This window comes from Streptomyces sp. NPDC051243, from assembly GCF_044455405.1.
In the GTDB taxonomy this organism is placed as follows: Bacteria; Actinomycetota; Actinomycetes; order Streptomycetales; family Streptomycetaceae; genus Streptomyces.
In genome coordinates this window covers 167,107-188,754 of sequence record NZ_JBITES010000011.1, presented here as the reverse complement: position 1 = coordinate 188,754, position 21,648 = coordinate 167,107, and the positions used below count along the sequence as shown (strand labels likewise).

The window sequence follows — 21,648 nt, the reverse complement described above, 5'->3', positions numbered from 1 at the left end:
AGCACACCACGACTACCAGAACCCTTCTTCCGCATCATCGAAAGGCCGGCCGGATGCCCCCAGGCAACCGCAAGAACCGCACCTTCCTCGGCCGTCTCCCGCTGCCCGAGCGCATGTTCGTGACGGACGCTCTGCGCACGGAAACGGTCGGTGGCATGGTGCTGCTCGCCGCGGCTGCCGTGGCCCTCGTATGGGCCAATACGCCGCTGAGCGATGCTTACGAGTCCCTACGGGACTTCCACTTCGGCATCGGGGCACTGGGCCTGGATCTCTCCGTGGCCCACTGGGCAGCCGACGGACTACTGGCGATCTTCTTCTTCGTCGCCGGCGCGGAACTCAAACGCGAACTGGTGGTCGGCGAACTGCGCAACCCGCGCACCGCGGCGCTCCCTGTCGTCGCCGCAGCCTGCGGCATGCTCATACCGGCCCTGCTCTACGGGCTCGTCGCCACCTCCGCAGGAGGCACGTGGAACGGCTGGGCCGTCCCCATGGCCACCGACATCGCCTTCGCCCTCGGCGTGCTCGCGGTGATAGACACCCATCTGCCCTCCGCGCTGCGCGCCTTCCTGCTGACGCTCGCCGTGGTCGACGACCTGGGCGCCATCGTCGTCATCGCCCTCTTCTTCACCTCGACGATCAACCTTGCGGCCCTCATCGGCGCCGTGGTCGGGCTGGGGCTGTTCTTCCACTTGCACGACCGGCGGCGCGTGCACGGTTGGTACTGGTATGTACCGCTCGCACTGGTGATCTGGGGCCTCACCTACGCCAGCGGTGTCCACGCCACGGTGGCCGGAGTCGCCATGGGACTGCTGCTGCGGGTGGGGAAGGACGGTGAGCGCGGCCGGCGGCCGGCCGAACACATCGCGCACCTGGTGCGCCCCCTCTCCGCCGGACTGGCAGTCCCGCTGTTCGCCCTGTTCGCGGCTGGCGTCACCGTGTCCGGCGACACGCTGGGAGCCGTGGTCAACAGTCCCGAACCACTGGGCGTGGCACTGGGCCTGACCGCAGGCAAGGTACTGGGCGTCTTCGGCGGCTCCTACCTCGCCGTCCGCTTCACCCGTGCCCGCCTCAGCCAGGACCTCGGCTGGGCGGACGTGCTGGCCGTGGCCATGCTCGCCGGGGTCGGTTTCACCGTCTCGCTACTGATCGGCGAACTCGCCTATCCGAACCCCGCAGACCTCGAGCACATCAAGGCCGCCGTCCTCCTCGGGTCCCTGGCCTCGGCACTCCTGGCGTGCGTGCTGCTCAGGCTGCGCAACAACAAGTACCGGCGGCTGTACGAGGAGGAGAACCTCGACGAGGACGCCGACGGCATCCCCGACATCTACCAGCACCACACCTCCGTCCGGCCGCACCACAACGCCGACCTGGACACCCCGCACGACCACCACCCCACCACAAGCCGCCACCCCGGCAACCCGCCCACACCCGAAAGGTGACCTGCTCATGTCCAGGAAAGCAACGCCCTCCGCCCATGGCCCCGGGCGAGTGAGACTGTCAATGGGCGGACACCCTGCCGGCCCGGTCCCGTGGACGTCCCGGCCTGTCGGCTCGGGCACCGGACCGCCGGCATCAGCCCGCAGGAGATCGTGATGAACGGCTCGGTACGGATGGGACGAGTCCTGGGGGTGCCGCTGCGCATCCACTGGACCGTGCCCCTGCTGGTGATGCTCTTCGGCTACAGCCTGGGCAGCGGCACGCTCCCCGCCACGGTCCCGGAACAGTCGAACGCCGCCTACACGGTCGCCGGCCTGGCCGGAGCCCTGCTGTTTCTGGCGAGCCTGCTGGCCCACGAGGCCGCCCACGCCATCACGGCCCGGAGGAAGGGCATCGAAGTCCAGAGCATCACGCTCTGGGCACTGGGCGGGATGACCGAGATGGGCAGACCGGGCACCGCACGCGCGGTCTTCCTCGTGGCCGTGAGCGGGCCGCTCACCAGCCTGGTCGTCGGAGCGGCGGCGATCGGCGCGGGCATCGGGCTGGACGCGGCTTCCGGCTGGGCGGTGCCCGCGGCCGTCCTGATCTGGCTCGGGTGGGTGAACGGCGTCCTGGGCGTGTTCAACCTGTTGCCGGCCGCGCCGCTCGACGGCGGACGGCTGGTGCAGGCACTGGTGTGGTGGCGTACCGGAGACCGGGACCGGGCCGAAGGAGCAGCCGCACGAGGCGGACAGGTTCTCGGCATCCTGCTGATCGCTCTGGGATGGATCTCCGTTCTGCGCGGCGTCTTCGGCGGCCTGTGGCTGGCGGTCATCGGCTTCTTCCTCGTGATCGTCGCCGGCGCCGAACGGCAGCACGCACGACTGGCCCCGGCCCTGCGCGGAGTGAAGGCGGCCGATGCCATGTCCGCTCCGGTGGAGAGCTGTCCGGACTGGTTCACTGTGGAACGCTGTGTCGAGGACCAGGCCGTGCGGACCCACCACTCGGCGCTCGTTCTGACCGACTTCGAGGGACACCCCAGCGGCCTGCTGCAGCTTCCCCGGCTCGCGCGGATTCCCCCCGAGCAGCGGCAGACACTGCGCGTGCGTGACGTGGCCATCCCTCTGTCACGGTGCACGACGTGTGCGCCGGACGACCTCGTGCAGGACGTGCTGGAAAGGCTCCGCCCCGGCAGCGGTCTTCCCATCCTCGTCACCGACGGCCGCCAGATGGTGGGCATCATCACCGTGCGGGACATCTCCCGGATCGCCCAGCGCCACGCCCTCCGCAGGAGGGAGAGCGGGTGATGGCTGGTCCTACCGGGGTTACCCGGCTTCTACCGGCCTCCGATGCGAATGTGCCGCAGACGTCGGTGTGCGAGGCGCCGCAGGAGGCCCCTCGGACGCACCGTCGTCCCGGCGCCTCGAGACGGTACGGGAAGCTCATAGGGCAGGAGTTCGCGGATGCCGTCGATCTTTACGACGCAGACGGGCACCTTCCCCGCCCTGTTCGACCCGTCGACGCGGATGGCGAACGGCTACGGGGGAACTCCGCGGCCAGCAGCCTGTCCTCCCTGGTGACGGTCATCCCGGCCGACGGTTACGGCGAGGTACTGGTCCACCGGGGTGGGAAACCAGTGAAGCTGGCGGTGAAGAGCCAGGTCCCGGCGGCGCGGGGCACGGAGGTCGGGGTGGAGGAGGCGCTGTCACAGCCAGTGGTCTCCGTACACCTGGTGGAACGCTGGCCCACCGCGCTGCCGCAGACACCCGGCACCGATCCGGCGATGCCCTTGGGTTTGGGCAAGTGGTCGGTAAACGGGCAACACAGGGTCTATTCCACCCGTCAGCCGACCGTGCCGGGCTGAGCAACGGACCGGGCCCCTGGGGCGGCGTGGAGATGCTGTGCCGATCCTGCACGACGCCTGGGACGACCGTGTCCGCGCTCTCGCGGAGGACCTGGGAGAGGGCAGCGCGCTGGATGCCTCCGTGCTTGCTCTGGCCTGCGCCAGGTGGTGTCGGCCGACCATCCCGTGATGGTGCGTGCTCGCGCACCAACCATCTGGGACTGCTGCCGGAGCAGATCGACCCGTCGGACGGAGCGTTCCTGGGTAACTTCCTCAGGCCATCAGCCATGTTGGCCTCGTCTCCAGCGCGGTCGCCCTGGCCGCACCGCCCGCGGGACGCACCCGGAGCTGTCGACAAGCGCCTGGTTCGTCTGACCGGGCCGCCACGCCCGCCGCTGTGAGATCCCCGGACCGCCACGGTTGTCCCGTAACGAAGGACCGGCAGACGGATCCGCTCCCCGCTAGTGCCGCCGCGCGGCTGCGGTCGGAACGGCTGTGCGCCCGTCTGCCACATGTCTGGGATTGATTGGCGCGATACCGGGAACTCATGGCCGTCGATCGTTGTGCAGCCCAGGCTCGAGCCGTGCGGGAGGGCCGCGTGTCGGTGGGCCGGGTTCCACTAAGGAGTTGGTGCGGTGCTGTTGCTGCTGGCCGCGCATGCGGGGGTCACGGCGGCGATCCCCTGGTGGCAGCGGCGGCTCGGCCGTGCGGTGTGGGTCGTGGCGGCTTTAGTGCCGCTGGCCGCGGTGGTCTGGGCGGGCACACGCGCGGCACGGGTCTTGGACGGCGGGGAGTACCGGGAGACCCTGTTGTGGGCTCCGTCCCTCGGCCTGGTAGTCGACCTGCGGTTGGACGCCCTCTCCCTGCTGATGCTGTGGATTGTTGCCGGGGTCGGAGCCCTGGTGCTGCTGTACTGCCCGTACTACGTCGAGCGGGACGCCGGCCGTCAGGCCGCGCTGCTGCTGGCCTTCGCCGGGGCGATGGCGGGACTTGTCCTGGCCGACAACCTCTTCGTCCTGTACGTCTTCTGGGAACTGACCACGATCGCCTCGTACTTGCTCATCGCGGGGCGCGGCGAGGCGGCTGAGGAGCGGCGCGCCGCCCGGCAGGCACTGCTGGTGACCGCGGTCGGCGGCCTGGTCATGCTGCTGGGCTTCGTTGTGCTCGGGCAGGTGGCTGGGACGTATCGGGTCTCCGCGATCGTCGCCGTTCCGCCGAGGGGCGCAATGGTGTCCGTCGCGGTGGTGCTGATCCTGGTCGGGGCGTTCGCCAAGTCCGCGCAGATGCCGCTGCACGGCTGGCTCCCCGCGGCCATGGTGGCTCCCACGCCGGTGAGTGCCTATCTGCACGCGGCGGCGATGGTCAAAGCCGGCGTTTACCTGGTCGCCCGGCTGGCACCCGCCTTCGCGGAGGTGGAGCCGTGGCGGCCGATGGTGTTCGCGGTGGGGCTGACCTCGATGGTGCTGGCCGCGTGGCGGGCGTTGCGCGCGACCGACCTGAAGCTGCTGCTGGCCTACGGCACGATCAGCGAACTGGGCCTGCTCATCACCCTGCTGGGGGCCGGGACCCGGCCCGCGGCGCTGGCCGGGGCGGTGATGCTGCTCGCACACGCGGCGTTCAAGTCGGCGCTGTTCCTGTCCGTCGGGATCGTGGACCACCAGACGGGCACCCGGGACATCCGGGAGCTGTCGGGCCTGTGGCACCGTACGCCGGCGCTCTGCGCGATCGCCGCGCTCGCCGCCGCGTCGATGGCCGGTCTTCCGCCCCTGGTCGGCTACCTGGGCAAGGAAGCGTACTTCGAGGCGTTCCTGCACGGCACTCAGCTCGACGGGCACGGACAGCTGACGGTGGTGCTGGTGATCGGATCCGCACTGACCGTGGCGTATGCCGCGCGGTTTCTGCAAGGCGCTTTCGGGGGGCGCCCCGGTGGGGTGGTGAGCGGGGCTGAGCGCCCGGGGGCGGGGTTTGTCGCGCCGGTGGCCGTGCTGTCGGGTGCGGGTCTGGCGCTGGGGGCGGGATACGCGGGCATGGCGGCCGTCGTCGAGGCATATGCCGACGTGTATCCACTTGGCGAGCAGGGGCCGTACGAGCTGTCGCTGTGGCACGGGTTCACGCCAGTGCTGGGCCTGTCGGCGCTGAGCGTGGCCCTGGGCGGTCTGGTGCATCTGGGCAGGCGCTCGCTGCCTGCCGCGCGCCGCCTGCCAGACGTGCAGGGGGCGTTCGACCGCACTGTCGTGGCTGTTGACCGGCTGGCTCTGGCCGTCACCCGGCGTACGCAGGTCGGCTCGCTGCCGCTCTATCTGACGGTGCTTTTGGTGACGGTGGTAGTGGTGCCGGGCGCGGCGCTGGCGGCAGCGGCCCCCTCGCTGGGTTCCCCGGAGCCGTGGTGGTCCCCGGCCGAACCGTTTCTGGCGGTGGTGGTGCTGACGGCGGCCGCAGCGGTGGTGGCCACCCGGCACCGGCTCACGGGCATCCTGCTGGCAGGTGCGGTCGGCTATGGGGTGGCCGGAGTGTTCGTGGTGCGGGGCGCGCCGGATCTTGCGCTGACGCAGTTTCTCGTGGAGACGATGACGCTGGTCGTGGTGGTGCTGGTGCTGCGCCGGATGCCGGTGCGGTTTAGCCCCGGCCGGACGATGACCAGGGTGCGCCTCGTGCGGGCCGGGGCGGCCGGCGCGGTCGGTGTCCTCGTCACCTGCTTCGCCCTGGCGGCGTCCGCCGCGCGCACGGCTCCGCCGGTCTCCGAGGGGTACGCGGACCGTATGGCGGAGGCGGGCGCCAACAACATCGTGAACGCGATCCTAGTCGACTTCCGCGCATTGGACACGCTGGGTGAGATCTCGGTGCTGCTGGTGGCCGCCGTCGGGGTGGTCAGCCTGGTCCGGTTGGGCGGTCGCGGCGGAGGGCGGGCTCCCGACGACGGCGGAGGCGGCGGAGGCGGCGGTCTGTTCCCGACGGCGCACTGGGATGAGCCGGTGCAGACCTGGCTGCCGGGTGCGGGCGAGCGGCCCGGCGGCGAACGTTCGGTCCTGCTGGAGGTGGCCACCCGGCTGTTGTTCCCCTCGATCCTGGTGCTGTCGCTGTTCCTGCTGTTCTCCGGGCACTACCGTCCCGGCGGCGGGTTCGCCGGCGGCTTGGTGGCGGGTCAGGCATTCGTGCTGCGATATCTGGTGGGCGGACGCGCGGATCTGGGGGCGGCCGTACGGGTACCCGCTGGTGGGGTCGCGTGTTTGGGACTGCTGCTCGCTGCTGCCGTGGGGCTGTTGCCGCTGGTCCTCGGTGGCGCGCCGCTGGAGAGCACGGTGGTGACGTTTCACCCGCCGGTGGTGGGCACCGTCAAGTTCGCCACCAGCCTGTTCTTCGACATCGGTGTCTACCTGCTCGTCGTCGGCGTCATCCTCAAACTGCTGTCGGCCGTGGGCGTCTCGCTCGGTCAGGACGAGCCCACAGCGGACGAGGCCCCGATCCCTGCCGGTGACGAGAAGGAAGGCGGGCCGCGGTGAACCGGATCGACGTGACGATGTCCCTGGTGGTCGGGGGCCTGTTCGCCGTGGGCTTCTACCTCATGCTGCAGCGCTCCCTGATGCGGATCGTTCTCGGGTTCATCCTCATGGGGCACGGAACCAACCTGCTGCTCCTGGTGGCCGGGGGCACGCCCGGCCGGCCCCCGGTGCTGGAGGGACAGGGCACGGACACGGCGGGGATGGCCGACCCCTTGCCCCAGGCCATGGCGCTGACGGCGATCGTGATCACCTTCGGCCTTACAGCCTTCCTGGTGGCTCTGGCGTACAGGTCCTGGCGCCTGTCCGGGCACGACGAGGTACGTGACGACGTGGAGGACCGGCGCATCGGCACCGTCGGCGAACGTGGCGAGGCCGACCCCGGCCCCGATCGGGCTGCGGGCGACTCGGAGCCGGGAGGAGACCGATGACGGCGGCCCTGCTCGCACTGCCCGTCCTGCTGTCGGCCGTCGGTGCCGGTCTGTCTCTGCTGGGCATGTCCCGCACGGTGGTGCGCAGGCTCAGCATCGGCGTCCTCATGGGAGTCGTCGTCTGCGGCGCGACGCTCCTCGTGCTGGCCGACCGGCGCGGTCCCCAGGCCCTGCAGGTCGGCGGCTGGCCCGCGCCCCTGGGCATCACGCTCGTGGCCGACCGGCTGTCCGCCTTACTGCTCACCTTGTCGGCGCTGGTGGCGCTGGCGGTGCTGCTCTTCGCCATCGGCCAGGGCACTGCCGAGGGGCGCCGGCGTTCGGCGGCGGTCTTCCATCCCGCCTACCTGCTGCTCGTCACAGGGGTCAGCCTGGCCTACCTCACTGGTGACCTGTTCAACCTCTTCGTGGCCTTCGAGGTGATGCTTGCCGCCTCCTACGTCCTGATCACCCTGGACGCGGACGAGAAGCGCACCCGGGCCGGCATGACGTACACGATCATCAGCCTGACCTCCTCCCTGCTGTTCCTCTCCCTGGTCGCCCTGGTGTACGCGGCCACCGGCACCGTGACGCTGGCGCAACTCGGCCCACGGCTGGCGGAATTGCCCGACGGCCTGCGCTCCGCACTCGCCCTGCTCCTCCTGGCCGTGCTCGGCATCAAGGCGGCCATCGTTCCCCTCCACTTCTGGCTGCCTGACAGCTACCCCACCGCGCCCGCGCCGATCACCGCCGTGTTCGCCGCGCTGCTGACGAAGGTCGGCGTGTACGCCCTGCTGCGCACCCAGACACTGCTCTTCCCTCGCACCGGCGTGTGGACCCTGCTGGCCTGTGCCGCGATCATCACCATGATCGTGGGCATCCTCGGCGCCATCGCTCAGGACGACATCAACCGGCTGCTGTCCTTCACCCTCGTCAGCCACATCGGCTTCATGCTGTTCGGCCTCGCCCTGTTCGACACCCGCGGACTGACCGGCACCATCCTCTACGTCGTCCACCACATCGTCGTCCAGGCGGCCCTGTTCCTCGTCGCGGGGCTCGCCGTGCGCCGCACGGGGACCGCCGCACTGCACCGCATGGCGAGGCGGCCACCACCCGGCCCGCTGCTCGTCGTGCTGTTCGCCGTCCCGGCCCTGAGCCTGTCCGGTGTCCCGCCGTTCTCAGGCTTCGTGGCCAAGCTGGCCCTGCTGCAGGCGGGCGTCGCGCAGGGCGGCCCGACGGCGTACACCCTTGCCGCAGTCGCCCTGCTCGCCAGCCTGCTGACGCTGTACGCCATGACCCGCGTGGCGACGGCGGCCTTCATGGGACAGCCGTTGGGCCGAGGGCAGGCACGGCCTGTACGGCCACCGGGTGCCCGAGACACTCGCCCGCCCGGGACCCGGCTCATGCTCGCCGCCACGGCAGGCATGACAGCGACCGGAGTCGCGATCGCCGTGTGCGCGGGCCCCCTGGCCCGCCTCGGCGAGCGAGCCGCCGACGACCTGCTGCACCCGCGCGCCTACCGGTCCGCCGTACTGGGGGAGGGGGACCGGTGAAGCCCTCCTCCAACTCTCCGGACAGGGGCCGTCGGGGCCTGCGCCACCTGCCGATGATCGCCTGGCTGTGGCTCCTGTGGATCCTGCTGTGGGGATCCACAGGAGCGGTCGTCCTCATCGGCGGCCTGCTCGTCGCCGTCGGCGTGGTCCTGGCCTTCGCGCTGCCCGCCGTCCTGCCCGGGGCCGTACCGAGGCCGTTGCGCACCGCACGAGCGCTGGTTCACCTGCTGACGGACCTCGTCGGGTCGGGGACCACCGTCGCCTGGCAGGTCGTCCGTCACGGCAGGAGAACCTCCTCGGCGATCATCGAAGTTCCTCTGCACGTCGACAGCGACCTGCTGATCACAGCCGTCGCCGAACTCACCACCATGACTCCGGGAACCCTCGTGGCAGAGATCGACCGTCGCCGCAAGCGCCTGTACGTGCACGCCCTGCCGATCCGTGACGGGCACGACATCACGCATCGTCGAGAGGAAGTACAGGCCGTGGAACGCCGGGTCGCACGGGCCGTCGGCCACCGCCACACTGCCGACACACACGGATCGAACCCCGAGCCCCCGGACGACACCTCACGGCACATCCGAAGGAGGAAGCCATGACCATCGTCCACGGCGCCACGCTGGCCATGATCGCGGCGGCCGGCCTGCTCACCCTGCTGCGTCTCGTCCGTGGCCCACGCGCCCTCGACCGCATCATGGCGCTCGACGTCCTCGTGACCACGGCCATCGCCGCGATCACCGTGGGCATGACGGCGCGCGACGACACCACCGCCGTTCCAGTGCTCGTCGTTCTCGCCCTGCTGGCCTTCATCGGGTCCGTGACGGCTGCCCACCTGATCGAGAAACGGGAAGGCATGCGATGACCAGCGCCCGAGACGCGACCACCGCCATCCTCTTCCTCACTGGTGCGGCCTTCTGCCTGCTCGGCGCCCTCGGACTGGTCCGCTTCCCGGACACCGGAAGCCGCCTTCACGCGGCAGCCAAGGCCCAGACCCTCGGGCTCCTGCTCATCCTGGTCGGGGCAGCGGTACAGATGCCGCCGCGCCATGCCCCGGTCCTGCTGCTCGTCGCCCTGTTCCAGCTGCTCACCGCCCCGGTCACCAGCCAGATCATCGGCCGCACCGCCTACCGCACCCACGGCCTCGACCGTGACGTGCTGTTCCGCGACGAACTCGCAGACCGCCTCACCCGCGAGGGCATCCCCATCCACGAAAACGACTGGCCCGAGCGCGATGACGAATCCGAACGCTGAGCGCGGCTGTGCGCGGTCGCGGTCGTCGACGGGCCCTCCGACGGGCCGGCGGACATCCGGTTCTCAACCGGCTGCGGCACGAGCGGGGCGTCGCCGGCAGGACTCGTCGCAACGGCGGACGGTGGCGGTGACGTTTGCGCCGGTCGCCGGGAGGTAATCCGTCAGGGCCTCAGGGTGGCTACGCCCGGGCGGAGCACGTGTGCATCAGCCTTTGCGGCGGGTAACGGATACGGCGGCAACAGCTCCCGGTCGTCCGCTCAGCGTCGGCTCGTCCAACAGGCATGGAGTCACGATCAGTTGCCCGGCTGGGGTCCATCAGCGCAGGCTCACTACTACACCGACGGCTGCCGCCCCCGTTCCGACGAGCCACCCCGTGAATGCCCTGAAACCAGCCACGCCGTAGAGCCGACTCTGTGTCATTTCCACGAGTTGGAGGCCGAAGATACTGAACGTCGTGATTCCCCCGCCAAGCAGCATGTAGTACGTGGCTGGTAGGTCGTGGACGATGACGCTCCCCAGCAGAATGCCGAGGGTGAAACACCCGGCGAAGTTCAACGTGAAAGGTGTCCAAGGGACAGGAGCGCCCGGCCACACTTTTAGGACTCCTTTCTCGATGGAGAAGCGCAGCAGGGTCCCTGCAGCGCCGCCAAGAATCAACAGCAACAGCTCCAAAACGCGGCCTCTTTCAATAAGGCGACTCCGCTTCACTCGACTGCAGCACGACGACCGAAAATACTCATGGTTCGGCCCGCGACAGGCGACCCACGGGACTCCGGGGAACGTTGGCATCATGCCCCCACATGCCCGGAGATTGGAGGAGCGTTGGGTCCCGCACAAGAAACTCGGCAATGACTGCTCCCCGGGATCGCGTATTCATATCCAAATGGACCCTCCTGGTTCGCCGCGGTCCCACTGACACGGTACGCATAGGGAGACGGCCCACCGTGGCGCAGTGAGGCGAGGCCCCGATAAGTGTCCCCGTGCGCCGCTTCACGAGCGGGCAGTGGCGTTTGAACACAACCGTTTGAGTGCGTGGAGGATCGCATGGCCGTGGAGATCCCGCCTTTGGTGAAACCTTCTCGGTTCAGGCGTCGCGCGGGCCTGTGGGGCGAATGCCTGTCAGAGTTCCTGGGGACGTTCGTCCTCATCTCGTTCGGTTGCGGCGTGGTGGCCATGGCGGTCGCGGCGCTGCCCGGATCGGGCCGAACCTCGGGCCCCACGACATTCTTCCTCGGTGCCGGGGACTGGCTGCTGATCACCTGGGGCTGGGGCCTGGCCGTGGCCTTCGCTATCTACGTGGCCGGCGGAGTCAGCGGAGCGCACATCAACCCGGCCGTGACCCTCGCGTTCGCGGTACGCCGCAAATTCCCCTGGGGCAAGGTCCTTCCGTACTGGGTCTCTCAGGTGGCCGGCGCCCTCGCAGGAGCGGCGCTGGTTCTGGCCGTGTACCACGACGCCATCGACACGTTCGACGCCGCCATGGAGGGGCCCAAGACGGGTGGGCACACGCTCGCCTCCTTTTCTATCTTCGCCACCTTCCCGGCGCCGTACTTCCATGGCGGCATCTGGGGACCGCTGATCGACCAGATCGTCGGCACCGCCTTCCTGGTCATGTTCGTCGTGGCCGTCATCGACCTGCGCAACACCGCCGTGAAGGCGAACCTCGGTCCGCTGGTGATCGGCTTCGTGGTGGCCGCCATCGGCATGTCCTACGGAGCCAACGCGGGATACGCCATCAACCCGGCGCGCGACTTCGGTCCCCGCCTGCTCACATGGATGGCCGGCTGGAAGGACCTGGCGTTTCCGGGCAGTCTGTCCGGAGCCTTCAGCGCCTACTGGTGGATCCCGATCGTGGGACCCCTTGTCGGTGGGGTGATCGGGGTGTTGGTGTACGACCTGTTCATCGGGGACGTACTGCACATCCGTGTCCAGAAGGCTATCCCACCGGAACCGGGCCGCACCCGCCCCACGACCTCGGACGAGGAGTAGGCCGTGGCGACTGGGGACCGAGTGTCCAAGCCGACGGAGTCGGTGACCGGTCCGGAGGCGCTGGACAGGGCGTGAGCGCTGGCCGGCCAGCAGGATGGACGCTGGGCCCCTCTGTCGGCGGCGGGTCTGTGAGCAAACAGTTGACGTGTGACTGTCCGACAGATAGTGCGCCAGGAACGCGTCGAACGACTCGCACACGGCCCAACCCAGAACGTCTCGAGCGTACTGCCGGACGCACGCAGGGGCCGATACTCCGCAACTCCCGGACTGGAACACGACGTTTGGACCAGAACGCGTCCGACGGAGATCTGGCGGCGTTCACCGACAGGCTCGTGACCGTGCTGCTGTCCGAGCCGGACCGGGTACGCCGCCTGATCACCGGCACCGGGTTCGCCGAACCGGACATCGAACCGCTCACCGCGTCCATGCACTTCGGCGCCGACGCCGATGACGCATACAGCTTCGTCTCCGGTCTGCTCGGCTGGATGCTGACGGACCTCGATGACGCCGGCCGCGAGCGAGCGCTTGCCGACCTGCGGGCGACTCTTCGCGCCCATGAGACATCCGACGGTGTGCTCTACCCGTCGGCCACGTGGCTGATCACCCTAACGCGCGCCTGAATCCGCCGAGTGCGGGCGTCCAGGGATTCAGAGGTCCTTGGCGGGCCAGTCCAGCAACCGTGCGCCGATGACTGCCGTTTGGAGCATGTACCGATGGCGGGGGTCTGCGGGGTTGGCGCCGGTGAGTTTGTGGATGCGCTCCAGGCGGTAGGTCAGGGCGCGCACGCTGAGGGAGAGGCGGCGGGCGGCCTCGGCGGCGACGCAGCCGGAGTCGAAGTAGGCGGTGAGGGTGTCGAGGAGGGGTTCGGCGCCGCCGCGGGCCGTGGTGAGCGGGCCGAGGGTGTCGAGGACGAGGTCGGCCATGGCTTGTCGGTCACGGGTGAGGACGGGGTAGACGAGGAGGTCGGCGGCGCGCAGGACGGGGTCGTCGAGGTCAAGGCGTTCGGCGAGTTCCAGGGCGTTGAGGGCTTCTTCGTAGGACTGGACGACGCCGCCGGGGCCGGGTTGGGGGCGGCCGATGGCGACGCGGCCGCCGTCGGTCGCGGCGTGGGCCTGCTTGGCGAAGTAGGCGAGTACGTCGTCCTGGTGGCCGGGGGCGATGCACAGCAGGCGGCCGTCCTTGGTGGTGAGCAGGACGCTGCGGTCCCCGAACCGGGCTATGAGGGCCCGTTCGACCTGGCGGGGTACCGGGGCGCCCTCGTCGTAGGCGGCCGGGCCCTCGGCGACGGCGACGGCGTGCGCGTGGGACAGGCGCAGGCCGAAGCGTTCGGCTCGCTCGGCGAGACGGCCGAGGTCGCTGCGGCCGTAGAGGAGGTCGTCGATGAATTCGCGGCGGGCGGCCTCCTCCTGGCGTACGGCGAGGCGTTGGGCGCGTTCGTAGCCTTCGGCGAAGGCGTCGATGACCTGTTGTACGGCGGCGAGCGCGTCCTGGGCCGAACCGGCGGTGCCAGGCCAGGTGGTTTGGGCGGCGGTGAGGTGCGCGCTGACCAGGGCGCGTAGTCCGTGTCCCGCCTCCGCGGCCTGCTCGCCCAGGGCGCGGCGTGAGGAGATCTCGTCGCGGGTCAGGCGCCGACCGGTGGCCGAGACCTCGGCCAGGATGCGGTCGTAGCCGTCCAGATACTGCTTGGGAATCTCCCGGTCCGTCACGTCGTCCCCCGCATTCCTGACGCGCCACTGACGGTTTCTTAGCGGCCACCGGCATGCAGACCCTAATGAACACTGCCGGGAACCGGCAATGCGGGGGTGGGATCCGGTCGTGCAGCATGGCTCGCGGGGAGCACCGCAGATGGTTCCGGTGCCGGACACCGGCAGGTACCCGCACCGGAACCGGAGGGGAGCCGTGCGCCGCCGTACATGACTCATGCGCGCCGCAGGCGGAGAGGGGGACCGGGAGATGCGGACCGTTCTGTTGGCCGCCACTGGTCTGCCGACGATTCTGCTGACCGCGGCCCTTGTCGTGGTCGTCTGCTTCTGGCTGCTTGCCGCCATGGGCGTGGCCGACGTCGACAGCTTCGACGCAGACGTGGATCTGCGGGCGTGGCGCATGGGCGGGGTGCCCGCTACGGTCGCGTTCTCCCTGTTGACGGTGTTGGCGTGGTCCTTGAGCGTCGGGTCGGCTGTTCTGCTCGCCGTGTTCGCCCCGTCCGGACCTGCCATCGGGCTGCTGCGCCTGCTTGTACCGGTCGTCGCGTTGTGCGTGGCCTGGGTCGCGACCTGCCGGATCGTACGGCCGCTGCACCGTCTCTTCCCGGATGAACGCGGGTCGTCTGTCCCGATCCCTGATGAACCCGAGCCATCCGCGCCGAGCCGGACTCGCGCGGGTACGGCCCCGCTGCACACTCGGGACCGCGCCGCCTGAGCCGCGCCTCCGCCGGATCTCGCCCCCGGCCGCTCTTCCTCTTGCTCAACTTCCTCATCCCTGAAGGACGTATGTCATGGTTCCCGTAATCATCGGCATCGGCGCGCTCGTCGCCGTCTGCCTGTTCGCCGTGCTCGTCGTCGCCCGGTTGTTCCGCAAGGTGGAGCAGGGCAAGGCGCTGATCGTCTCCAAGATGCGCAAGGTCGATGTGACCTTCACCGGGCAGGTCGTGCTGCCCGTGCTGCACAAGGCCGAGACGATGGACATCTCGGTGAAGGCCATCGAGATCACGCGGGCCGGCAAGGAAGGGCTGATCTGCCGGGACAACATTCGAGCGGACATCCGGATCTCGTTCTTCGTGAAGGTCAACAAGACCGTCGACGACGTCATCAAGGTCGCCCAGTCCGTCGGCACCGCGCGGGCAAGCGACCGGAACACGCTGCAAGAGCTGTTCCACGCGAAGTTCTCCGAGGCACTGAAGACCGTCGGTAAGCAGATGGACTTCACCGACCTCTACACCAAGCGCGAGGAGCTGCGGTACCGGATCATCGAGGTCATCGGCGTCGACCTCAACGGCTATCACCTGGAGGACGCGGCGATCGACTACCTGGAGCAGACGCCGGTCACCCAGCTCGACCCGGCCAACGTCCTAGATGCCCAGGGCATCCGCAAGATCACCGAGTTGACGGCCGTGGAGCACGTGCGCACCAACGAGGCCCAGCGCACCGAGGAGAAGGAGATCACCCGGCAGAACGTCGACGCCCGCGAGGCCATCCTGGAGCTGGAGCGCCGCCAGGCCGACGCCGAGATCAAGCAGCGGCGGGAGATCGAGACGGTACGGGCTCGCGAGGAGGCCGAGACCGCGCGGGTCGTCGAGGAAGAGCGGCTGCGAGCGCAGAGCGCGTTCCTGAAGACCGAGGAGCAGCTCGGCGTTCAGCGCGAGAACCAGGCGCGCGAGGTGGCCGTCGCCGCGAAGAACCGCGAACGGGTCATCGCCGTTGAGAACGAGCGCATCGAGAAGGACCGCCTCCTCGAAGTCATCGCGCGGGACCGGGAGACCCAGCTGACGCAGATCGCCGCCGAGAAGGAGGTCGAGTCGGAGAAGCGAGAGATCGCCGAGGTCATCCGCGAGCGCGTCGCCGTGGACCGCACGGTCGCCGAACAGGAGGAGTCCATCAAGAAGCTGCGCGCGATGGAGGAGGCCGAGCGGCAGCGGCAGGCGGTCGTCATCGCCGCCGAGGCCGAAGCGCAGGAGAAGCTGGTCAAGGACATCAAGGCAGCGGAGGCCGCCGAGCAGGCCGCTGTCCACCGCGCAGCCGAGGAACTCACGCTGGCCGAGGCGCGGTTGAAGAGCGCCGACCTCGACGCGCAGGCCAAGCTGCGGCTCGCCGAGGGCGTCCAGGCCGAGTCCGCGGCCGAAGGGCTCGCGGCGGTCCAGGTCCGCGACAAGGAGGCGGAGGTTATCGAGAAGGCCGGCCGTGCGCAGGCGGAGGCAACTCAGGCCCGCATGTTGGCGGAAGCCGAGGGAGCCAAGGCCAAGGCGCTCGCCGAGGCGGCGGCCATCGGCGAGAAGCTGAAGGCCGAGGCCGCGGGCCTCACCGAGAAGGCGGCGGCGATGGCCGCGCTGGACGAGGCGTCCCGTACGCACGAAGAGTACCGGCTGCGCCTGGAGGCCGAGAAGGACATCCGGCTCGCGGGGCTCGACGTGCAGCGGCAGGTCGCCGAGGCGCAGGCCACGGTGCTGGCCACCGGGCTGGAGAACGCCGACATCAACATCGTCGGCGGCGAGTCGGTCTTCTTCGACCGGCTGGTGTCTTCCATCGCGCTCGGCAAGGGCGTCGACGGGTTCGTCCGGCACTCCGAAACCGTGCAGGCCCTCGCCGGGCCGTGGCTGGACGGCACTGCCAGGTTCACCGACGACCTCAGCGGCATTCTGGGCTCGGTCTCCTCGGCAGACGTACAGAACCTGACCGTCTCCGCCCTGCTCATGAAGCTCATGAAGACAGGCACCGCGAACACCGGCCAGCTCCAGCAACTGCTCGACAAGGCAGGCGAGCTGGGTCTCGCCGACACCTCCCTCGCCGCCCTCAACGGCAGCGCCAAGGGCTGACCGACTCGTGGTCCGGAGCCGCCGCACAGGGGACGGCGGCTCCGGACCACGCATCTCATTCGAACTCCTGAGAGGGACCCATGACCACCGGCCCGGACACCGGCACGTACGACGCGCTCGACACCGGCACCTACGAGGTGCTGCGCGACCGCCTCACCGCGCAGGCCGCCGAACTCGCCCGCCGCACCGAATCGCTCAACGCCCGCCGCACCGAGGAGTTCGGCTCCACCCGGCTCGAACTCGTCGGCGCCCAGCGGCTGCGCACCGAGCACAACTGCGTACCCCGCGACATCGTCTCCGTCGGCGACGTGCTGCTCTTCGGACACAACGTCTTCCTCGGGCTCAAGCCCGAGACGACCGTCGCCGACGTCTTCGCCCTGCACGACCGCGACCTGAACCGGCTGCCCGACCACGCCGTACCCGGCCTGCTCGATGACCCCGCCTTCGTCCGCGAGTTCGCCGCCCTCTATCGCTACTACCGCCAGGCCCACCTCCTTCAACTCCGGCGCGTCGACGGCAAGCTGCTGGCCGTGTTCCAGACCGGCGAGAAGGCCGGCGACATCCGCGTCCTGCGCTGGGCCGTCACTGACGACGGACAGGTCGCATTCCTGGACGCGCGAGGCGAACGCGACCACGTCTTCCCGCCCTCCCACGACTTCGACTGGACGGAGACGACCCGCGAGGACCACATCCTCGGCCGCCACCCGCACATCTCCGTCCAGGGCGAGGTGTTCGTCGAGACGGTCGGCGGGACGCTGACGGTCAAGGTCGAGGACAACACCGAGACGGGGCAGGGGATCTACGCCGAGCCGGTCGACGAGCCGCTGCAGTCCCTCGCCGACGCGGAGATCGCGTACACGCGCGTGGGCGCCCTCCTCCTGCTGCGCGTCCTGCCCTACAAGGAGGATGTCCACCGCTACCTGGTCTTCAACACCCTCACCAAGAGCGTCGTCCGCCTCGACGGAATCGGCCGGGCCTGCCGTCGCCTGCCCGAGGACCAGGGCATCGTCTTCCCCGGTGGCTACTACCTGGCGACGGGGGCGTACAAGACGTTCGACGGCATTGCCGCCACTTCGGACATGGCAGACCTGGAGTTCGAGCGCGTGGTCCGCTCCCCGAACGGCGAGGACGTCCTGTACGCGTTCCACGCGCGCGTGGAGGGCCGCAGTCTGCTGCTGCCCTACAACACGATCCGCAAGGAGGTCGCCACTCCGCTGTCCTGCCACGGCTGGGCCCTATTCGACGACGGTACGCTCATCGTGCTGCGCGCCGACAGCGACGAGCCGCAGCGCGTGCACCCCGTCCAGTTGTGGAACTCCCCGTACGTCTCCGACACCCACGCCGCCGCCCAGCCGGTCGGCACTGGCCCGCTCGCCCGCGTCGGCAACGCTGACCTCGTGCGAGGCATCTCCGACTGCCTGTCCATCACGTACGCGGTCGCCGAGACAACCCCGACGAGCGACGTGTACGAGGCACTGGCCGCCGCCTGCGTCAGGGCAGCGGACTCCTACCACTGGCTGGGTGAAGAAGAACTCGGGGACCTGCTGGGCCCGTTGGAGCAGGTCCGGACCGACGCCGAGCAGGTACTGGCCGAGTTCGAGACGGTCCAAGCCCTCACCCGCCAGGCGGCCGACGCGCTCGCCGAGGCCGCCGCACGGGTTGCCACCGTTGTACGACGCCTGCGCGGCGAGGTGCCCAGCAGCGCCGCGGCCTGGGTAACCGGGCTGACCGAGCTCCGCCACGCACAGGGCCACCTGCTCACCCTCAAGGACATGCGGTACGCGGACACCGCCCGCATCGACGAACTCGCCGCAGACGTGGAGGCCTACCTCGCCACCTTCGGCCGGCGTGCCGTCGAGCACCTCGCCCGAGAGGACGCCTTCGCCGGCCACCAGGCCGACATCGAGCGGCTCGTCGCCGACGCCGGGGCGATCGCCACCGTCGCCGAGGCCGCGCCCGTCGCCGACCGTCTCGACGAACTCTCCGACGGGCTGAACACGGTGACCGAGGTCGTCGGTGGCCTCGACATCGGCGATGCCACGGTCCGTACCGCCATTCTGGAACGGATTGCCGAGGTCCTCGGTGGTGTCAACCGCGCCCGCGCGACCCTCGACGGCCGCCGCCGCGAGCTCCTCGACCGTGAGGGACGCGCCGAGTTCGCCGCCGAGTTCGCCCTGCTCGGCCAGGCGGTCACCGGGGCGCTCGCGGTCGCCGACACTCCCGAGGCGTGCGACGAGCAGCTTGCCCGCACGTTGGTCCAGGTGGAGAACCTGGAGGCGCGGTTCGCCGAGTTCGACGACTTCCTCGGCGAGCTGGCGGACAAGCGCGACGAGGTCCACGAGGCGTTCTCGGCCCGCAAGCAGACGCTGGCCGACGCCCGCGCCCGCCGGGCAGAGCGCTTGGCCGACTCGGCGGCCCGTGTCCTGCAGACGGTCAGCCGCCGTGCCACCGTGCTCGCCGACGCGGACGCCGTCGCCACGTACTTCACCTCCGACCCGATGGCCGCCAAGGTCCGCCGCATCGCGGACGAACTACGCGAACTCGGCGACCAGGTCCGGGCCGAGGAGCTCGACGGCCGCCTGAAGTCCGCCCGCCAGGAGGCCCTGCGTGCCGTGCGCGACCGCACGGACCTGTACGCCGACGACGGACGGACGGTCCGGCTGGGCACCCACCGGTTCGCCGTCAACACCCAGCCCCTGGACCTCACGCTGGTTCCGCACGGCGAGGGCCTGGCCTTCGCGTTGACGGGCACCGATTACCGATCGCCGGTGACAGACCCCGACTTCGCGGCCACAAGCGCGTACTGGGACCGTCCGCTGCCGTCGGAGTCCGCGGCCGTCTACCGCGCCGAGCACCTCGCCTCCCGGCTGCTGGAGGAGCACGGCCAGGTGACCCTCGCCGAGGCGGACGGCCTGCCTGCGCTCGTCCGACAGGCGGCGGAGTCGGCGTACGACGAGGGCTACGAGCGCGGAGTCCACGACCACGACGCGGCAGTGATCCTCGCCGCACTCCTACGCCTGCACGAAGGCGCGGGCCTGCTCCGCCACGAGCCCGCCGGCCGCGCGGCAGCCCAGCTGTTCTGGGCACACGGGACGACGGCCGAGGCCCGCGCGAGCTGGACCCGGCGCGCGGTGTCGCTGGCCCGGGCCAGAGACACGTTCGGCCTCGCACCCGCCATCGCCGATCTCCAGACCGAACTGGCGGACGCGATCGATGGAGAGTACGCGGGCCCCGCCGCGATCTACCTCTTCGAGGAGCTCACCACCCGGCCCGACGGCTTCGTCATCAGTGCCGGCACCCGCACGCTGCTCGACAAGTTCCGCCGCACAGTGGGCAAGTCCGCCTACCACGACGACCTCACCGCCCTCGATGCCCCGGCTGCCCGCAAGCAGCTCGTCGAGGCGTGGCTTTCCTCGTACACCTCCTCCATCGGCATGGACATCACCTCCGGCGACCTGGCCGAGGCGGTGGCGGCCGAGCTCTGCCCCGAGCTGGTCCGCTATGAGTCCGACGCGCGGCTGACCGAGACCGTCGCAGGACTGCTCGGAGCCCACCCGCGCATCATCGGCCGCAGCCTCACCGTCCGCATCGACGAATTCCTGGCCCGCACACAGCAGTTCCGCGCCCGCGAGGTCCCCGCACACCGCGCCTACCAGCGTCGCCGCACGGCACTGGTGTCCGCCGAGCGCACACGGATCCGCCTGGACGAGTACCGGCCGCGTGTGATGTCCGCGTTCGTGCGGAGCAGGCTCATCGACGAGGTCTACCTCCCGCTCATCGGCGACAGCCTCGCCAAGCAGCTGGGGACCACGGGAGAATCAAAGCGCACCGACACCGGTGGTCTGCTCATGCTCATCTCCCCACCCGGTTACGGCAAGACGACCCTCATGGAGTACGTCGCCGACCGGCTCGGCCTGATCCTGGTGAAGGTCAACGGCCCTGCGCTCGGCCATGCCGTCACCTCGCTCGACCCGGCAGAGGCCCCGAACGTCACGGCCCGCCAGGAGGTCGAGAAGATCAACTTCGCGCTGGAGGCGGGCAACAACACCCTCCTGTACCTGGACGACATCCAGCACACCTCACCCGAACTGCTGCAGAAGTTCATCCCGCTGTGCGACGCCACCCGCCGCATCGAGGGCGTACGGGACGGCGAGCCGCGCACCTACGACCTGCGCGGCAAGCGCTTCGCCGTATGCATGGCAGGCAACCCCTACACCGAGTCCGGCCGCCGCTTCCGCGTCCCCGACATGCTCGCCAACCGAGCCGACGTGTGGAACCTCGGTGACGTCCTGACCGGCAAGGAGGACGCCTTCGCGCTCAGCTTCATCGAGAACGCCCTGACCGCGAACCCGGTACTCGCCCCGCTGGCTGGCCGCGACCGTACTGACCTCGACCTACTGATCCGCCTCGCGGAGGGTGACCCTGCTGTCCGTGCCAACCGTCTCACACACCCGTACACCGCCGCGGAACTTGAGCGGATCCTGGCCGTCCTGCACCACCTACTCACCGCCCGCGACACGGTCCTGGCGGTCAACGCCGCCTACATCGCCTCGGCAGCCCAGTCGGACACGACCCGCACCGAACCGCCCTTCCAACTCCAGGGCTCTTACCGCAACATGAACAAGATCGCCCAGCGCATCCAGCCGGTCATGAACGCCGCCGAACTGGCCGCGCTGATCGACGACCACTACTCCGCCGAGGCCCAGACCCTCACTACCAGCGCCGAAGCCAACCTGCTCAAACTGGCCGAACTGCGCGGCACACTCTCGCACGAACAAGCCCTGCGCTGGACCGCGTTGAAGACGGCCTACGTCCGAAGCCAAACCCTCGGCGGTCCCGAGAACGACCCACTGACACGCGCAGTCGCCGCGCTCGGCCTCCTCGCGGACCGGGTCGCGGAGGTCGAGACGGCGATCAACCGTGCTGCCGGTCCCCGCCACTTGACGGCGAATCCCCAGGCCCGCCACGCCGCGCGCCCAGCATCGGGACGCGAGAACCACTGACTATGGTGGCCCAGGCCGGCGCCATTTCCGGCTCTCGTGCTGCTGGGCGAGTCGTGCCTGGAGCGTAGCCGTGCACGCCACACGCCGGTCAGGATCACCGCGCGGACCTGATCGGCGTACGCCCCCTCGACCTGACCGGCGTCCCAGCGTCTGGCTGTGGA

16 protein-coding genes are annotated in these 21,648 nt (G+C 69.9%); 14 read left to right on the top strand and 2 right to left on the bottom strand.

Going from position 1 to position 21,648, the window contains the following annotated elements; translation table 11 throughout:
- Positions 1–53: 53 nt before the first annotated feature.
- From nhaA to mnhG, 9 genes are all read left to right on the top strand, one after another.
- A complete protein-coding gene (gene nhaA, locus ACIBAG_RS28040) occupies positions 54–1,439 on the top strand; it encodes a Na+/H+ antiporter NhaA (protein ID WP_399108613.1) in 1,386 nt (461 codons plus the stop codon).
- 153 nt (positions 1,440–1,592) lie between these two features.
- Positions 1,593–2,723, top strand: a complete 1,131-nt coding sequence (locus ACIBAG_RS28035; protein ID WP_399108611.1) for a site-2 protease family protein — start codon at positions 1,593–1,595, stop codon at positions 2,721–2,723.
- 269 nt (positions 2,724–2,992) lie between these two features.
- Complete coding sequence (locus ACIBAG_RS28030; RefSeq protein WP_399108609.1) at positions 2,993–3,280, top strand: hypothetical protein; 288 nt, start codon at positions 2,993–2,995, stop codon at positions 3,278–3,280.
- A 614-nt stretch (positions 3,281–3,894) separates the two neighbouring features.
- Complete coding sequence (locus ACIBAG_RS28025; protein WP_399108607.1) at positions 3,895–6,759, top strand: Na+/H+ antiporter subunit A; 2,865 nt, start codon at positions 3,895–3,897, stop codon at positions 6,757–6,759.
- Positions 6,756–7,187 carry a Na(+)/H(+) antiporter subunit C gene (locus ACIBAG_RS28020; protein WP_399108606.1) on the top strand — a complete coding sequence of 144 codons (432 nt, stop codon included), beginning with the start codon at positions 6,756–6,758 and terminating at the stop codon, positions 7,185–7,187. Before ACIBAG_RS28025 ends, ACIBAG_RS28020 begins: the two co-directional genes overlap by 4 nt.
- A complete protein-coding gene (locus ACIBAG_RS28015; protein ID WP_399108604.1) occupies positions 7,184–8,716 on the top strand; it encodes a Na+/H+ antiporter subunit D in 1,533 nt (510 codons plus the stop codon). The genes ACIBAG_RS28020 and ACIBAG_RS28015 overlap by 4 nt, the downstream gene beginning before the upstream one ends.
- Positions 8,713–9,315 (top strand): Na+/H+ antiporter subunit E, encoded by a 603-nt coding sequence (locus ACIBAG_RS28010; protein WP_399108603.1) that lies wholly within the window; start codon positions 8,713–8,715, stop codon positions 9,313–9,315. Before ACIBAG_RS28015 ends, ACIBAG_RS28010 begins: the two co-directional genes overlap by 4 nt.
- On the top strand, positions 9,312–9,578 hold the full coding sequence (locus tag ACIBAG_RS28005; RefSeq protein ID WP_399108602.1) for a monovalent cation/H+ antiporter complex subunit F: 267 nt from the start codon (positions 9,312–9,314) through the stop codon (positions 9,576–9,578). Before ACIBAG_RS28010 ends, ACIBAG_RS28005 begins: the two co-directional genes overlap by 4 nt.
- On the top strand, positions 9,575–9,967 hold the full coding sequence (gene mnhG, locus ACIBAG_RS28000; RefSeq protein WP_399108600.1) for a monovalent cation/H(+) antiporter subunit G: 393 nt from the start codon (positions 9,575–9,577) through the stop codon (positions 9,965–9,967). Before ACIBAG_RS28005 ends, mnhG begins: the two co-directional genes overlap by 4 nt.
- A gap of 315 nt (positions 9,968–10,282) precedes the next feature.
- Here mnhG and ACIBAG_RS27995 read toward each other — a convergent pair whose 3' ends face one another.
- The gene (locus ACIBAG_RS27995) at positions 10,283–10,639 is read right to left on the bottom strand and encodes a CrcB family protein (RefSeq protein ID WP_399108598.1); all 357 of its coding nucleotides are present in this window, start codon (positions 10,637–10,639) and stop codon (positions 10,283–10,285) included.
- A gap of 372 nt (positions 10,640–11,011) precedes the next feature.
- On the opposite strand from ACIBAG_RS27995, the gene ACIBAG_RS27990 reads away from it, so the two are divergent.
- Positions 11,012–11,956 (top strand): MIP/aquaporin family protein, encoded by a 945-nt coding sequence (locus ACIBAG_RS27990; RefSeq protein ID WP_399108596.1) that lies wholly within the window; start codon positions 11,012–11,014, stop codon positions 11,954–11,956.
- A 281-nt stretch (positions 11,957–12,237) separates the two neighbouring features.
- Positions 12,238–12,576 carry a hypothetical protein gene (locus ACIBAG_RS27985; RefSeq protein WP_399108595.1) on the top strand — a complete coding sequence of 113 codons (339 nt, stop codon included), beginning with the start codon at positions 12,238–12,240 and terminating at the stop codon, positions 12,574–12,576.
- 27 nt (positions 12,577–12,603) lie between these two features.
- Here ACIBAG_RS27985 and ACIBAG_RS27980 read toward each other — a convergent pair whose 3' ends face one another.
- Positions 12,604–13,662, bottom strand: coding sequence for a PucR family transcriptional regulator (locus tag ACIBAG_RS27980; protein ID WP_399108593.1), 1,059 nt, complete (start codon positions 13,660–13,662; stop codon positions 12,604–12,606).
- Between the two features lie 247 nt (positions 13,663–13,909).
- On the opposite strand from ACIBAG_RS27980, the gene ACIBAG_RS27975 reads away from it, so the two are divergent.
- The 3 genes from ACIBAG_RS27975 (at position 13,910) to ACIBAG_RS27965 (ending at position 21,487) form a co-directional block, all read left to right on the top strand.
- Positions 13,910–14,374: a hypothetical protein gene (locus ACIBAG_RS27975; protein ID WP_399108591.1), complete on the top strand. Its 465-nt coding sequence runs from the start codon at positions 13,910–13,912 to the stop codon at positions 14,372–14,374.
- A 76-nt stretch (positions 14,375–14,450) separates the two neighbouring features.
- Complete coding sequence (locus ACIBAG_RS27970; RefSeq protein WP_399108590.1) at positions 14,451–16,484, top strand: flotillin family protein; 2,034 nt, start codon at positions 14,451–14,453, stop codon at positions 16,482–16,484.
- Between the two features lie 80 nt (positions 16,485–16,564).
- Positions 16,565–21,487 (top strand): DNA repair ATPase, encoded by a 4,923-nt coding sequence (locus tag ACIBAG_RS27965; RefSeq protein ID WP_399108589.1) that lies wholly within the window; start codon positions 16,565–16,567, stop codon positions 21,485–21,487.
- Positions 21,488–21,648 lie beyond the last annotated feature (161 nt).